Origin of the sequence: Rhodococcus sp. PvP016 (assembly GCF_017832185.1) — a bacterium.
GTDB lineage: Bacteria > Actinomycetota > Actinomycetes > Mycobacteriales > Mycobacteriaceae > Rhodococcoides.
The window spans coordinates 3,100,709-3,114,515 of record NZ_JAFIBH010000001.1; the positions used below are offsets into that span (position 1 = coordinate 3,100,709).

The window sequence follows — 13,807 nt, forward strand, 5'->3', positions numbered from 1 at the left end:
CTGCACCTCCAAAGATCGCGCCGCCGAACTGTCGCGGCTGTGACTCCATTATCCGCGTGTTGTCACTGTCCGGTGGAACCACCGGGGACGGCGTCCGATTCCGACGCGGTCGGAGCCTGGTCGGACGGGGCCTCCGCAGTGGCGTCCGTCTCGGCGGGCGGCTTCGGAACGAACTGCGTCAGATCCCCACCCAGATCGCCGAGACGATGGACGAACGGCCGCGTCTCCGTGTAGCGGACGACGCTGATCGACGCCGGGTCCACCACGATGCGCTGGAACTGGTCCAGGTGCGACCCCAGAGCGTCGGCCAGGACGGACTTGATCACGTCACCGTGCGAGCAGGCCACCCACAGCACATCGGAGCCGTGCTCGGCGGCGAGCCGCGCGTCGATCTCGCGGATCGCGCGCACCGCTCTGATCTGCACGTCGGCGAGGCCTTCACCCCCGGGGAAGACGGCGGCGGACGGGTGCTGCTGCACCACCTTCCACAGCGGCTCCCCCAGGAGATCCTTGATCGGCTTGCCGGTCCACTCGCCGTAGTCGACCTCGAGCAGGCGATCCTCCACGACGGGATCGAGCTCGCGGGCCGCAGCGAGGGGCGCGACCGTCTGCTCGCACCGGAGCAACGGTGATCGCACGATCGCCGCGAGTGGAAGCACCTCGAGGCGGGCGACCACACGCTCCGCCTGCTCCCGACCGAGATCGTCGAGTTCCACGCCGTCCGACCTGCCCGCGAGCGTGCCGGCCGTGTTGGACGTCGAGCGTCCGTGGCGCAGAAGTATGACCGTCATGACCTCAGCCTAGTGAGACGCGAGGGGCGTCCGGCGTCGCGGTGGCGTCAGTTCGCTGCGACGACGCCCGTGGCGAGGAGTCCGAGAACCGCGAAGCCGACCACGATGCGGTACCCGACGAACCAGTACAGCGAGTGGTTCTCGACGAAGCGCAGCAACCAGGCGATGGAGGCGTACCCCAGCACGAAAGCCACGAGCGTCGCCACGACGAGCTGGGATCCCGACGCCTGCAGACCTTCGCCCGCCGGTTCGAAGGCGTCCGGCAACGAGAAGAGCCCGGACGCGGTGACGGCCGGGATGGCGAGCAGGAACGAGAAGCGGACCGCGGCGGCACGCGTCAGGCCCATGAACAGACCGGCGCTCGTGGTGGCGCCGGATCGCGACACGCCCGGAATGAGCGCGAGACACTGCGCGGCGCCCATGACGAGGCCGTCCCGAGTGGTGAGTTTCTCGATCGGCCTCGTCTGTCGGCCTACCTTCTCCGCGATGGCGATGACCACCGCGAACACGATGAGCAGCGTCGCGATGATCCACAGGTTGCGCGCGCCCGTCCGGATCGCGTCCTTGAAGACGAAGCCGAGCACCCCGATCGGGATGGTGGCGAAGATGACGTACCAGCCCATGCGGTAGTCCAGCGTGTCGCGCTGGGACTTGTCGGCGATGCCGCGGAACCACGCCGCCACGATGCGCCCGATGTCGCGGGCGAAGTAGAGCAGGACCGCTGCCTCGGTGCCGAGCTGCGTCACCGCGGTGAACGATGCGCCGGCGTCGTCACCGAAGAAGACCTCGGAGACGATGCGCAGGTGCGCCGAGGAGGAGATGGGGAGGAACTCGGTCAACCCCTGCACGGCGCCCAGGACCAGGGCCTGCACCCAGGACATCGATTCCGCGATCATCGCTGTTCTCCTGCCGTCCGATTCCGCGACGCGCAGACACCACCGACGAGGTTTCCTGTCGAAGTCACGAGGCACGACCGTACTAGGGTCGTGCCTCGACCACCGTGTCGGCAGGACGAGACATGGACGGAACACGGCGAAACGGATGCACTGCCTTCATGAAGCACAGAACGGTCGGGAGCAGCGGGCTGCGGGTGTCACGCCTGGGGCTCGGAACGGGTGAATGGGGACGCGGAGTCGACGGTGACGACGCCGCGGCACAGGTGACGGCGTTCGTCGACGCAGGCGGGACCCTCGTCGATGCGTCCGCCTCCTACGGAGACGGGCGCGCGGTGCGGGTGTTGGCCGAGATCGTCGACGACGTGGTTCCGCGTGGTGACCTCGTGCTCAGCATCGATTCCGGCGTCTCGCGTCCGGACACCTCGGGACACTGGACCGTCGACTGCTCGCGACGCGCGCTCCTCGCCGACCTCGACAGGACGCTGCGCGAGCTCGGCACCGATCACCTCGATCTGTGGAGTGTCGGCGCCTGGGATCCCCAGACCCCACTCGGTGAGGTGGCGGCGACCTTGGAGCACGCGGTCTCGTCCGGGCGGGTCCGCTACGCGGGTGTCCGCGGCTTCACGGCGTGGCAGCTGGCCACCGTGTCGGCGTCCGTCGACATCACCGCAGCACAAGCGGAGTATTCCCTGCTCGCGCGCGGCGCCGAGGACGAGCTGTTCCCCGCGGCCGACCATCACGGCGTGGGTGTACTCGCGGTGTCGGCTCTGGCGGGCGGGGTGCTCACGGGCAAGTACCGGGACGGTGTGCCCGCGGATTCACGCGGCGCGGACGATCACCGACGGCACGCGCTCGCACCCTTCCTCGGGGAGGACAGCGGGAAGGTCGTCGAGGCCGTCCTCACGGCGGCCGACGGTCTGGGCACGTCGCCGCTCGCGGTGGCTCTGGCGTGGGCTCGTGATCGCCCCGGTGTCGCGTCCGTCGTGGTGGGGACTCGTGACATCGGTCAGCTGACGGGCGTGCTGGCCGCCGAGGACGTCGCGCTCCCGTCGGCCATCACCTCGGCGCTGGACGACGTCAGCTCCTGACCGTCATGTCGGATCGATCGCGTTGCCCAAGCGCCCGAGCAGCGATCGCAGGAGCGTGGTGTCCGGTGGTTGCGGCGAATCGAGCGGACGGACGTCGGCGACCGCGTCCCGGACCGCGGCGACGATCGAGCGCTCGTCCGAGAGGTCGACATCGGTGACATCGCGTTCCGCGACCGCGTCGACGTCGAGATCGTCGGGAACGGCCTGCGCGAGGTCGGCGCGGTAGACCTCCACGCGCAACGACTTACCGCGCACCCGGAAGGCGAAGCTCCGACCGTCCGGAGTGGACCCGAACCCGTGGGCGTGCGCCCCCACCGACACGTCCTCCACCGAGAACTCCGCATTGCTCGGCCCGGTCATGCGTCCTCCTTCGCTCTCCTTCGTCGACAGGCACTCGTCGAAACCTACAGACGCGTCATGGCGTCCACATCCATCCCCTGTGCTCGCGCCACGACGGCGAGATGATCGGATGGGAGAAGACCTGAAGGAGAATCACCCCCATGGCACCCCGATCGACCAGTGCCCACCCGGCACGACGCAGCACTACCCGTTTCGCCCTTCTCGGCCTCGCCCTGGTGACGACGGTCACAGCAGGATGCGCGAACTCCGACGATCCGGAGCAGCTGAACACGCGTGAGCCGGAGGTCGCCGCGGTGTCCCCCGAGACGACGGTCACGCCGGCGGGCGTCACGGCCGACCCGCGCTTCGGCGGTCCGGCCACCGTCGACGGCCTCGCGATCGAGCCCCGCGACCGGATCGCCGGGATCCTCGTCGACGACGGTACGACGCTGCTGCTGACCCCGCTCGACTCCGAGGAGGATCCGCGCTCGGTGCGACTCTCCGCCCCCGGCTCGTCCGTCTCCGCCGGCCGGGACGGCGAACTTCTGGTCACGACGTCGTCGGGCATCAGCCGGGTCGAGGCGCGGTCCGGAGAGACGACGGACATCGCGGTCGACGGCGGCGCAGCCTCGGTGACGCCGTGGGACGACGGGTACGCCGTCGGGACGCCGACCGGAATCGTGGTGATCACAGGGGCCGACGGCTCGGTCGAGAGCACCGTCACCGGTCAGGCCTCGGTCGACGGTCTCGTGCGCACGGGAGACGATCTGGTGTCCCTGGACACCCGGCAGACGTCGGTGACGTCGGTGAACGTCGGTGCCGAACGTCTCGGCGCCGCGCTGCGCGCAGGCGACGGGGCCACCCGCATGACCGGATGCGCCGACGGTGCCGTCGTGGTCGCCGACACGACCGACGACGAACTGCTCGTCTTCACGGGCGACCCCGATCTGATCATGCGTCAGCGCTACCCCGTCGCCGGTTCCCCGTTCGCCGTCGCGTGCGAGGACGACGGAACCGTGTGGGTGACGGCGACCGCACTGAACGAGGTGGTGGGATTCGACATCACCTCCGGAATTCCTGTCGAAACGGCACGGTTCCCCACAGTGCGCCAGCCCGACTCGCTCGCCGTGGACTCGCAGTCCGGCGAACTTTTCGTAGGCTCGAACAGTGGCGCCGGGGTCCAGGTGATCCCGACCCGGGCGTGAGTGCCCGCGAGGACGAGAGCGAGACACGTGAACCGGAACAACCGTGCGATGCCCGTCGGCTGGGAGACCCAGTCGGACGACTGGGAGTACGTGCCCATCAAGCTGCCGCCGGACGTCACCCGAGTGACGGCCTCCATGCGGCTGGCCATCTCGGCCGAGTTCGGTGGGTGGGAGCTCTCCCGGGTCCGGCTGTACACCGACGGCAGCAGGCGAGTACTTCTCAAGCGACGCAAGACCGCACACCACGTGCCCGATCCCGGTCTCTGACCCGGTGGCGGCGCCGTACCCCCGACGAGATCCCCCGACGAGAGGTTCCCAGGCTGTGAGCCCGTACCGGCTGCTGCTCCGCGCGATGTTCCTGCTCCCTCCGGAACGCATTCATCACCTCGCATTCGCGGCAATGGTCGCGGTGACTCGATTCGCTCCCCTGCGCGCGCTCGTCTCGCGCGTGCTCTCGGTCCGAGATCCGGCGCTGCGGACGACGGCCTTCGGCGTGACGTTCCCCACCCCGGTGGGCCTGGCCGCCGGGTTCGACAAGACCGGTGAGGGTGTCGACGCGTGGGGTCCGCTGGGATTCGGTTTCGCGGAGGTCGGCACCGTGACCGCGCAGGCGCAACCCGGAAACCCACAGCCTCGACTCTTCCGGCTTCCCGACGACCGCGGCCTGCTCAACCGCATGGGCTTCAACAATCCGGGTGCGGCGGCGGTGGCCGAGCGTCTGCGCGGTCGACGCGGGGACATCCCGGTCGGCGCCAACATCGGCAAGACCAAGGTGGTTCCCGCGGCGGACGCCGCGATCGACTACACCGAGAGCGCGCGGCTGCTCGGCCCCCTGTCGGACTTCGTCGTCGTCAACGTGAGTTCTCCCAACACCCCGGGACTGCGAGATCTGCAGGCGGTGGAATCACTGCGGCCTCTGCTGGCCGCCGTGGCGAGTGTGGTGACGGTGCCCGTTCTGGTGAAGATCGCGCCCGACCTGTCGGACGACGATGTCGACGCGGTGGCGGATCTGGCCATGGAACTGGGATCCGCCGGCATCGTGGCGACCAACACGACCATCGGGCGCGACGGACTGCGGACTGCCGGTGCGGTGGAACTCGGGGCGGGTGGCGTCTCGGGGCCGTACGTCGCGGACCGATCCCTCGACGTGCTGCGCCGCCTCCGCGCGCGCGTCGGCGATTCGATGACGCTGATCTCCGTCGGCGGTATCGAGACCGCCGACGACGCGTGGGAACGCATCCTCGCCGGCGCCACCCTCGTGCAGGGGTACACCGGTTTCGTCTACGGCGGACCGTTCTGGGCGCGTCGCATCGCCGTCGGTGTCGCTCGACGAGCCCGGGCCGCGGGATTCGCCTCGGTGGCCGACGCGGTCGGCACGGAGACGGTCCCGCGGCCCGGACCGCGCTGACTCAGGCCTCGTCAGCTCTGCTCGTACGTGCCCACGATGACGGCACGCGCGATGGCGTGACTGAACAGGTTGAATCCGAGGTACGCCGGCGACGCACTCTCGTCGATCTCGAGCTTCTCGACGTCGACGGCGTGTACCGCCACGAAGTAGCGATGCGGTCCGTGCCCCTGCGGGGGTGCGGCACCGATGAACCGGGCCAGGCCCGCGTCGTTGCGCAGCGTGATCGCGTCGTTCGGCAACCCGGTGGAGCTGTCGTCGCCCGCTCCGGTGACCAGGGTGGTCGTCGAGACGGGAATGTTCGCCACCGCCCAGTGCCAGAAACCGGACGCCGTCGGCGCATCGGGGTCGTAGACGGTGACGGCGAAGCTCTTGGTCTCCTCCGGGAAGCCAGACCACGACAGCTGCGGCGAGTTGTCGTGGCCGCCCGCGCCCATGATGCCGCTGACCTGGTCCTCGTGGAGCGGCTGACCGTCGGTGACGTTGTCCGACGTGAGCTCGAACGACGGCAGCGACGGCAGTGCGGCGTAGGGATCGTGTGACATGGGGTCCTCTCGGGGGTTGTCTGTCAGTTCGGGGATGAGTCAGCTGTGCAGAAGGAAGTGCTCGAAGACCTTGGTTCCGAAGATCAACGACTCGACGGGTACCCGTTCGTCGACGCCGTGGAACAACGCCGCGAAGTCGAGCTCCGGCGGCAGCTTGAGCGGCGCGAAACCGAAGCATCGGATGCCCAGCTTGGCGAACGCCTTGGCGTCGGTGCCGCCGGACAGCATGTACGGCACCGTGCGTCCGTTCTCGTCGAACGCGAGGATCGCGTCGTTCATCGCGTCGACGAGGTGCCCGTCGAACGTGGTCTCGTACGGCTCCAGATCGGTGATCCAGGACCGTTCGACGTGCGGACCGATGAGGGCGTCGACCTCGCGCTCGAACTCGGCCTTGCGTCCCGGTAGGACGCGGCAGTCGATGGTGGCGGAGGCGGTCTGCGGGATGACGTTGGCCTTGTACCCGGCGGACAGCATCGTGGGGTTGGCCGTGTCGCGCAGTGTCGCGCCGACGATGCGGGCGATGCTGCCGAGCTTGGCGAGGGTGCCGTCGATGTCGGGCGACTCGGGGTCGAAGGCCAGACCGGTCTCGGAGCTCACGGCGGCGAGGAACTCGGTCACCGAGTCGGTCATCACCAGCGGGAACTGGTGATTGCCCAGTGCTGCAACAGCTTCGGCGAGGTACGTCACGGCGTTGTCCTCGTGCAGGAACGATCCGTGACCGGCGCGGGCCTTGGCCGTCAGACGCATCCAGGCGAGGCCCTTCTCCGCGGTCTCGACGAGGTAGAGGCGACGCTCGTCGCCCTCGGGGGTGGACACCGTCAGCGAGAAACCGCCGACCTCGCCGACGGCCTCGGTGACACCCTCGAACAGGTCCGGCCGGTGCTCGACGAGCCAGTGCGACCCGTACCGGCCCCCGGCCTCCTCGTCGGCCAGGAACGCGAAGACGAGGTCGCGGGGCGGGACGGTGCCGGCCGACTTGAACTGTCGTGCCAGCGCCAGGGCCATGCCGACCATGTCCTTCATGTCGACGGCGCCGCGTCCCCACAGATAGCCGTCCTCGACGGCGCCGGAGAAGGGATGCACGCTCCAGTCCGCGGGCTCGGCCGGGACGACGTCGAGGTGGCCGTGCACGAGCAACGCGCCGCGTGAGCTGTCGGCGCCGGCCAGGCGGGCGAAGACGTTGCCGCGGCCGGGCGCACCCGACTCGACGTACTCGGTCTCGTACCCCACGGCCTCGAGCTGGCGCGCCACCCACTCGGCGCACTCCTTCTCGCCGACGGTGGTCTCGAGTTCCCCGGTGTTGGAGGTGTCGAAGCGGATCAGCGACGAGACGAGGTCGACGACCTCGTCCACGGCCACTGTCTGCTTCTCGGTCTGGTGGTCGTTCTCTCCTGTTGCGGACACAGCTCGTTCCTACCACTCGAGGTGCCTCGGCAGGTGCTCCGACGTGCGGTTTTGGTCCAGGGCGCGGTATCGGCTAGATTTAGCGACCGCACCGAGAACACGGGTGCGACGCGATCGTGAACTGTGTGTGACCAGCAGGGTGTGACGTGTGATGTCCGAGTGGCGGAATGGCAGACGCGCTAGCTTGAGGTGCTAGTGTCCTATTAACGGACGTGGGGGTTCAAGTCCCCCCTCGGACACCGAAGACAGACCGACGAAAGCCCCGATTCCTCACGGAATCGGGGCTTTCGTCATGACTCGGGAGCGTGGAGGCGGCGATGACGGAGCACAGCGTGACGGGCATCGACCCCGACGAACTCGCTGCGTGCCTGCGCGTGCTCGACCGCGCGGCGGCCCTGGACGACGACCACCCCGACGCCGTGACCGTGCAGCGCGCCACGGCCGGCATGTTCAAGGCAGCGAAGAAGCGTCGCCGCCTGGAGTCGCGCGCCCGCGTGGCCGACGCGGACCGCGCCGTCGTCGCCGCCACGGCGACCGGATCACCCGACCGCATCGACGACGAGACCGCCGGACTGGCGCTCACGTCGGCCACCACCACCGAGACCGCGGGCATACTGCAGCGCGCGCGTCCCTGCTACATCTGCAAGCAGCGGTACACGGTGGTGGACGCGTTCTATCACCAGCTCTGCCCCGAGTGCGCCGCCCTGAACCACGCGAAGCGGGACGCTCGGACCGATCTCACCGGCCGCCGCGCCGTACTCACCGGTGGGCGCGCGAAGATCGGCATGTACATCGCGTTGCGCCTGCTGCGCGACGGTGCTCACCTGACCATCACGACGCGGTTCCCCGCGGACGCGGTGCGCCGGTTCTCCTCGATGTCCGACAGCCACGACTGGATGCATCGACTGTCCGTCGTCGGCATCGACCTGCGCGATCCCGCGCAGGTGGTCGCATTCGCGGACACCGTCGCCGCAGAAGGCCCGCTCGACATCCTGATCAACAACGCCGCTCAGACCGTCAAGCGTTCCGCCGGCTCCTACACCGCCCTCGAGGACGGTGAGCACGGCGTCGATCTGGCAGCGCTCGGGGTGCGCACGTTCGGCGCCACGAGCGATGCCCACCCGGCCGCTCTGGTGGGGGCGTTCGGCGAGAGCGACGGCGACGCCGTCGCTCTCGACACCGCCGTCATGGCGAACATGGGGCCGTCGCAGGTGACCTCCATGGCCCTCGTCGCCGGTTCGGCGTCCCTGCAGCGCATGGCTGCCGGAACGGCGATCGACGCGGGCGGGCTGGTTCCCGACGAGGCACCGACGAACAGCTGGGTCCACACCGTGGACCAAGTGGATCCCGTCGAGCTGCTCGAGGTGCAGCTGTGCAATTCGGTGGCGCCGTTCATCCTCGTCTCACGCCTGCGCGCCGCCCTGGCCGCGTCGCCGCATCGCCGGTCCTATGTCGTCAACGTCTCCGCGATGGAGGGCCAGTTCGGCCGCGGCTACAAGGGTCCGGGTCATCCCCACACGAACATGGCCAAGGCCGCGCTGAACATGCTGACGCGTACCAGTGCGAACGAGATGCTCGACGACGGTATCTCGATGAGCGCGGTGGACACCGGCTGGATCACGGACGAACGCCCGCATCCGACGAAGATCCGCCTCGCCGACGAGGGCTTCCACGCGCCCCTGGATCTGGTGGACGGCGCGGCCCGCGTCTACGACCCCATCGTCCAGGGTGAGCTCGGTGTCGATCTGCACGGGAAGTTCCTCAAGGACTACGCGGCTTCGCCCTGGTGACACCGCCGAACCCCCGTGTCGTCCGCATGGCGACTGCGCACGTGGTGCAATGTCGTGATGGGCGACGAGGTCGAGCAGCGCACGTTCAGCCGTAAGGACCGGCAGATGTTCCGGCACAAGGTGCAGGAGTGTCTGGACGCCCTGGGGGCCATGCTGGCGGACGACACCTTCCGGGTGGACGAGCCACGCCTGGGCATGGAGATCGAGCTCAACCTGGTGGACGAGTCGATGCAGCCGGCCATGGCCAACGCGGCCGTGCTCGAGGCCATCGCCGATCCGGACTTCCAGACCGAACTGGGCCAGTTCAACATCGAGATCAACGTGGCCCCGGAACCGTTGGCGGGCGACCGGATGCGCATCCTGGAGAACGGATTACGCACCTCCCTGGACACCGCCGACGCGCGTGCTCGCGAGCAGGGATGCGCTCTGGCGATGATCGGGATGCTGCCCACGCTGGGCAAGGATCACTTCGGTCACCAGTGGTTGTCGAGCAATCCGCGGTACGACTTGCTCAATCAACAGATATTCGCGGCGCGCGGCGAGGACATCGAACTGTCGATCACCGGGGTCCCTCTGCCCGGCAGTCACGACATCGAGTCGTTGAACGAGATCTCCGACACCATTCTCCCCGAGGCCGCGTGCACGTCCGTGCAACTACACCTGCAGGTCTCGCCGACAGAGTTCCCCGCCCACTGGAACGCCGCGCAGGCGCTGGCGGGAGTGCAGGTGGCACTGGCTGCCAACTCCCCCTTCCTCGCCGGCAAGGCACTGTGGCACGAGACCCGTATCCCCCTGTTCGAACAGGCGACCGACACGCGCCCACAGGAACTCAAGAACCAGGGAGTGCGACCCCGCGTGTGGTTCGGCGAGCGCTGGATCACGTCGATCTTCGATCTGTTCGAGGAGAACTCGCGGTACTTCCCGGCGCTCCTGCCGGTCGTGTCCGACGAGGATCCGATGGCCGAACTCGCGGCGGGCCGAGCGCCCGGCCTGACCGAGCTGAAGATGCACAACGGCACCGTCTACCGATGGAACCGTCCGATCTACGACACCTCGAACGGCGAGCAGCACATCCGCCTCGAGAACCGCGTTCTACCCGCGGGGCCGACCGTGCTCGACGTTCTCGCCGACGCGGCGCTGTACTACGGCACCCTGCGGTCGCTGGTCGACGCGGATCGGCCGGTGTGGACGCAGATGTCGTTCGACGCCGCCGTGGAGAACCTGCACTCGGCGGCCCGCGGCGGGTTCGACTCGCGGCTCTACTGGCCGGAGGTCGGCTGGATCTCGCCGCAGGAGCTGGTCCTGCGTCGACTGCTGCCCATGGCCGAGGCGGGTCTCGCGTCGTACGGCGTGGACACCGAGGTCCGCGACCGCTACCTCCGGGTCATCGAGGGTCGATGCCTGCGCCGTCAGTCCGGATCGGTGTGGCAACGCAACGCCGTCGTCGCACGCGAGCGTGCCGGAGAGACGCGCGAACGCGCCGTGGCCGGCATGTTGTCCGACTACCTGCAGCTCATGCACGAGGGCGAGGCCGTCCACACGTGGTCGTGGTGAGTGGTGGTCGGTCACGGGAGCGCTTGTAGGCTCGGCTGATGGCCGAGACATCCGCACCTGACCCATCCGAACTCGACGCGGCGTCCGAACTCGACGCGGTTTCCGAACTCGACACGGCAGGGGATCGCGAGTTCGACGTCGTCGTCTACGGCGCCACCGGTTTCGTGGGCGCGCTCACCGCCGAGTACCTGGCGAACCACGCACCGCAGGGCACGTCGATCGCACTCGCGGGTCGGTCCCGATCCAAGCTGGAGTCGACCCGTCGTGGTCTGCCGTCCCGCGCCGCCGACTGGCCGCTGCTCGTCGCGGACGCGGACGACGAGGCCGCGCTCACCGACATCGCTTCTCGCACACAGGTCGTCATCACCACGGTCGGGCCGTACGCGAAGTTCGGCCGCACGCTCGCGCACGTCTGCGCGGCGCAGGGCACCGACTACGTCGACCTCACCGGCGAGGTGCTGTTCGCTCGTCTCAGCGCCGACCAGAACCACGATCTCGCACACTCCACCGGCGCTCGGATCGTGCACTCCTGCGGCTTCGACTCGGTGCCGTCCGACATCGGCGTGCACGCGCTGTACTCCAAGGTCCACGAGGACGGTGCCGGCGACCTGACCGACACCACCCTCGTCGTGACGTCGATGAGCGGCGGAGTCAGCGGCGGCACCATCGACTCGCTTCGTGGCCAGATCGACGAGATCACGAAGGACCGCGCCGCGGCGAAGATGGCGGCAAGCCCCTACTCGCTCAGCCCCGACCGCTCGATCGAGCCGGATCTGGGGCGGCAGAGCGACACCCCCATCGTCAAGGGCGCCGACATCCATCCCGATCTGAAGGGGTGGAAGGCACCGTTCGTGATGTCCTCGTACAACACTCGGGTCGTGCGCCGCACGAACGCGCTGCTCGGATACCCGTACGGCAAGAACTTCCGCTACAGCGAGGTCATGAGCGTCGGCTCGTCGCCCGCCTCCCCGGTGATCGCCGGCGCCGTGCTCGCCGGACTGGGCGCCTTCGTCGCGGGCATGGCCTTCAAGCCCACCCGGTTCCTGCTCGACAAGATCCTGCCCAAGCCGGGCGACGGTCCCAGCGAGAAGACCCGGCAGAAGGGGCATTTCACGATCGACGTCTACACCACCACCAGCACCGGTGACCGGTACGTCTCGCGCGTGAAGGCGAAGGGCGATCCCGGCTACGCGGCCACCGCCATGATGCTGGGCGAATCGGCACTGGCGCTCGCGCTCGACCGTGACGCACTCCCCTCCGTCGGCGGCGGCGTGCTCACCCCGGCCTCCGGAATCGGTGACGCGCTGATCCACCGACTCCGCGGCGCCGGCATGGAGATCTCCGCGCGCAAGGTATGACCGACCTGCTGCACCGCTACCAGGCCGACCTGGGGCTCGCTCAGGCCGCCGACATCACGGTGCACCCCGTGTCCGAGGGCGTGCTGTCGTCGACCCTGCCGGTGGCCGCGCTGGCCGTCGGTGCGGTCGCCGCACTCGGTTCCGCCGTCGACCGGTTCCGCGTCGCCTCGGGGCTGGCCGCACCGTCACCGCGCGTGGTGGTCGGCGACCGAGTCGCCGCGTCGTACGCGGGAGACAGACTGTTGCGCATCGACGGGCGGCCGGTCGCGGGGTTCGCCGCTCTGTCCGGCTTCTTCCGCACCGCGGACGGCTGGGTGCGCACCCACGCCAACTACCCGCACCACCGGGCGCGACTGCTCTCGCTCCTCGAGCTCGCCGACGACGCCGACCACACCGCCGTCGCGGCGGCTCTCCTCCGCCACGAGGCTCTGGATGTCGAGGGGCGTGCAGCAGAGCTCGGCGCCCTCGTCGTGGCGGTGCGGACCCCGGACGAGTGGTTCGGCTCGGCGCCGGGCCGCTTCACGCGGACCGGCCCCATCGTCTCGTCCACCGTGCGTCCCGACGGTCTGCCGTCGCTCCCCGAGCCCCCGACCGACCCGATGCGACCGCTGGCCGGGGTGCGGGTAGTGGATCTCACGCGGGTCATCGCCGGCCCGGTAGCCTCGCGCGATCTGGCCCTCCTCGGTGCATCGGTACTGCGGGTCGACTCGCCTCTGCTCCCGGAGATCGAGGCCCAGCACCTCGACACCGGCGCCGGTAAGTTCTCGACCCTTCTGGACGTCCTCGTCGACGACGACGACGAGCGACTGACGGCGCTGATGTCCTCGGTGGACGTGGTGGTCGGCGGGTACCGGCCGGGCTCGTACATCGACGACCACCTCCGCGCGCACCGGCCGAGCGGAGCGATCATCGGGACGGTGAGTGCGTGGGGCGGCCGGGGGCCGTGGGCACGACGGCGCGGATTCGACAGCCTTGTGCAGGCGGCGTCCGGAATCGCGCATGTCTGCGGCGGGAAGGCCGGAGGCCGGTCGGGTGATGGCGGGAAGGCCGGAGGCCGGTCGGGTGATGGCGGGAAGGCCGGGGGTGATGGCGGGAAGGCCGGGGTTCCGGGGGCGTTGCCGGTACAGGCGCTCGATCACGCGTCCGGCCACCTGCTGGCGGCGGGAATCGTCGACGCTCTGACCCAGCGGCTCGACGGTGGCATCGGCAGAACGGTGTCGGTCTCGCTGGCCCGCACTGCCGCCTGGCTGCTCGATGCCGACGGCAGGGTCGACGGCCCGGCCGACCCAGTGTTGCCGACGGACGAGCACACTGTTCTCCACGACGACGTGCGTACGGCGCGTCCGGCGCTCGCGGAGTACGACGATCACCCCTTCCCGGCCCGCCCGTGGGGACGCGACGAGCCGCGCTTCCCGTCCTGACAGGATGGCGG

The 13,807-nt window shown here is 69.3% G+C and carries 13 protein-coding genes and 1 tRNA gene; 9 read left to right on the forward strand and 5 right to left on the reverse strand.

The window, feature by feature from the left end:
* Nucleotides 1-62: 62 nt before the first annotated feature.
* Both JOE30_RS14410 and JOE30_RS14415 read right to left on the reverse strand, forming a co-directional pair.
* Entirely contained in the window at nt 63-791 is a 729-nt protein-coding gene (locus tag JOE30_RS14410; RefSeq protein ID WP_204867455.1) for a histidine phosphatase family protein, read from the reverse strand.
* A 47-nt stretch (nt 792-838) separates the two neighbouring features.
* Nucleotides 839-1,684, reverse strand: a complete 846-nt coding sequence (locus JOE30_RS14415) for an undecaprenyl-diphosphate phosphatase (RefSeq protein ID WP_204870404.1) — start codon at nt 1,682-1,684, stop codon at nt 839-841.
* Between the two features lie 161 nt (nt 1,685-1,845).
* Here JOE30_RS14415 and JOE30_RS14420 point away from each other — a divergent pair, with 161 nt between their 5' ends.
* Nucleotides 1,846-2,775, forward strand: a complete 930-nt coding sequence (locus JOE30_RS14420; protein WP_204867456.1) for an aldo/keto reductase — start codon at nt 1,846-1,848, stop codon at nt 2,773-2,775.
* A gap of 3 nt (nt 2,776-2,778) precedes the next feature.
* On the opposite strand, the gene JOE30_RS14425 is transcribed toward JOE30_RS14420, so the two are convergent.
* Nucleotides 2,779-3,135 carry a hypothetical protein gene (locus JOE30_RS14425; protein ID WP_204867458.1) on the reverse strand — a complete coding sequence of 119 codons (357 nt, stop codon included), beginning with the start codon at nt 3,133-3,135 and terminating at the stop codon, nt 2,779-2,781.
* Nucleotides 3,136-3,275: 140 nt separating this feature from the next.
* Here JOE30_RS14425 and JOE30_RS14430 point away from each other — a divergent pair, with 140 nt between their 5' ends.
* The 3 genes from JOE30_RS14430 to JOE30_RS14440 are packed head-to-tail and all read left to right on the forward strand — an operon-like array spanning nt 3,276 to nt 5,727.
* The gene (locus tag JOE30_RS14430; RefSeq protein WP_204867460.1) at nt 3,276-4,319 is read left to right on the forward strand and encodes a YncE family protein; all 1,044 of its coding nucleotides are present in this window, start codon (nt 3,276-3,278) and stop codon (nt 4,317-4,319) included.
* 48 nt (nt 4,320-4,367) lie between these two features.
* The gene (locus JOE30_RS14435; protein ID WP_037185612.1) at nt 4,368-4,586 is read left to right on the forward strand and encodes a DUF5703 family protein; all 219 of its coding nucleotides are present in this window, start codon (nt 4,368-4,370) and stop codon (nt 4,584-4,586) included.
* Nucleotides 4,587-4,641: 55 nt separating this feature from the next.
* Nucleotides 4,642-5,727, forward strand: a complete 1,086-nt coding sequence (locus JOE30_RS14440) for a quinone-dependent dihydroorotate dehydrogenase (RefSeq protein WP_307806185.1) — start codon at nt 4,642-4,644, stop codon at nt 5,725-5,727.
* A gap of 11 nt (nt 5,728-5,738) precedes the next feature.
* Here JOE30_RS14440 and JOE30_RS14445 read toward each other — a convergent pair whose 3' ends face one another.
* Both JOE30_RS14445 and JOE30_RS14450 read right to left on the reverse strand, forming a co-directional pair.
* Nucleotides 5,739-6,269, reverse strand: coding sequence for a YbhB/YbcL family Raf kinase inhibitor-like protein (locus JOE30_RS14445; protein ID WP_027505328.1), 531 nt, complete (start codon nt 6,267-6,269; stop codon nt 5,739-5,741).
* A gap of 39 nt (nt 6,270-6,308) precedes the next feature.
* The gene (locus JOE30_RS14450) at nt 6,309-7,673 is read right to left on the reverse strand and encodes a M20/M25/M40 family metallo-hydrolase (protein ID WP_204867462.1); all 1,365 of its coding nucleotides are present in this window, start codon (nt 7,671-7,673) and stop codon (nt 6,309-6,311) included.
* Between the two features lie 153 nt (nt 7,674-7,826).
* On the opposite strand from JOE30_RS14450, the gene JOE30_RS14455 reads away from it, so the two are divergent.
* The 5 genes from JOE30_RS14455 to JOE30_RS14475 all read left to right on the forward strand — a co-directional run bounded on the left by JOE30_RS14455 (nt 7,827) and on the right by JOE30_RS14475 (nt 13,796).
* Nucleotides 7,827-7,912: transfer RNA gene (locus JOE30_RS14455), tRNA-Leu, on the forward strand.
* 78 nt (nt 7,913-7,990) lie between these two features.
* Nucleotides 7,991-9,463 (forward strand): SDR family NAD(P)-dependent oxidoreductase, encoded by a 1,473-nt coding sequence (locus JOE30_RS14460; protein ID WP_204867464.1) that lies wholly within the window; start codon nt 7,991-7,993, stop codon nt 9,461-9,463.
* A 57-nt stretch (nt 9,464-9,520) separates the two neighbouring features.
* Nucleotides 9,521-11,017: a glutamate-cysteine ligase family protein gene (locus tag JOE30_RS14465; RefSeq protein WP_204870406.1), complete on the forward strand. Its 1,497-nt coding sequence runs from the start codon at nt 9,521-9,523 to the stop codon at nt 11,015-11,017.
* A 38-nt stretch (nt 11,018-11,055) separates the two neighbouring features.
* Nucleotides 11,056-12,375, forward strand: a complete 1,320-nt coding sequence (locus tag JOE30_RS14470) for a trans-acting enoyl reductase family protein (protein ID WP_204867466.1) — start codon at nt 11,056-11,058, stop codon at nt 12,373-12,375.
* A complete protein-coding gene (locus JOE30_RS14475; protein ID WP_204867468.1) occupies nt 12,372-13,796 on the forward strand; it encodes a CoA transferase in 1,425 nt (474 codons plus the stop codon). Before JOE30_RS14470 ends, JOE30_RS14475 begins: the two co-directional genes overlap by 4 nt.
* Nucleotides 13,797-13,807: the final 11 nt, after the last annotated feature.

Excerpts from the sequence above, each read along its gene's own strand:
- JOE30_RS14475 (WP_204867468.1), top strand. The coding sequence starts at position 12,372 with ATGACCGACCTGCTGCACCGCTACCAGGCCGACCTGGGGCTCGCTCAG.
- JOE30_RS14445 (WP_027505328.1), bottom strand. The coding sequence starts at position 6,269 with ATGTCACACGATCCCTACGCCGCACTGCCGTCGCTGCCGTCGTTCGAG.
- JOE30_RS14470 (WP_204867466.1), top strand. The coding sequence starts at position 11,056 with ATGGCCGAGACATCCGCACCTGACCCATCCGAACTCGACGCGGCGTCC.
- JOE30_RS14420 (WP_204867456.1), top strand. The coding sequence starts at position 1,846 with ATGAAGCACAGAACGGTCGGGAGCAGCGGGCTGCGGGTGTCACGCCTG.
- JOE30_RS14430 (WP_204867460.1), top strand. The coding sequence starts at position 3,276 with ATGGCACCCCGATCGACCAGTGCCCACCCGGCACGACGCAGCACTACC.
- JOE30_RS14435 (WP_037185612.1), top strand. The coding sequence starts at position 4,368 with ATGCCCGTCGGCTGGGAGACCCAGTCGGACGACTGGGAGTACGTGCCC.
- JOE30_RS14465 (WP_204870406.1), top strand. The coding sequence starts at position 9,521 with ATGGGCGACGAGGTCGAGCAGCGCACGTTCAGCCGTAAGGACCGGCAG.
- JOE30_RS14425 (WP_204867458.1), bottom strand. The coding sequence starts at position 3,135 with ATGACCGGGCCGAGCAATGCGGAGTTCTCGGTGGAGGACGTGTCGGTG.
- JOE30_RS14460 (WP_204867464.1), top strand. The coding sequence starts at position 7,991 with ATGACGGAGCACAGCGTGACGGGCATCGACCCCGACGAACTCGCTGCG.
- JOE30_RS14410 (WP_204867455.1), bottom strand. The coding sequence starts at position 791 with ATGACGGTCATACTTCTGCGCCACGGACGCTCGACGTCCAACACGGCC.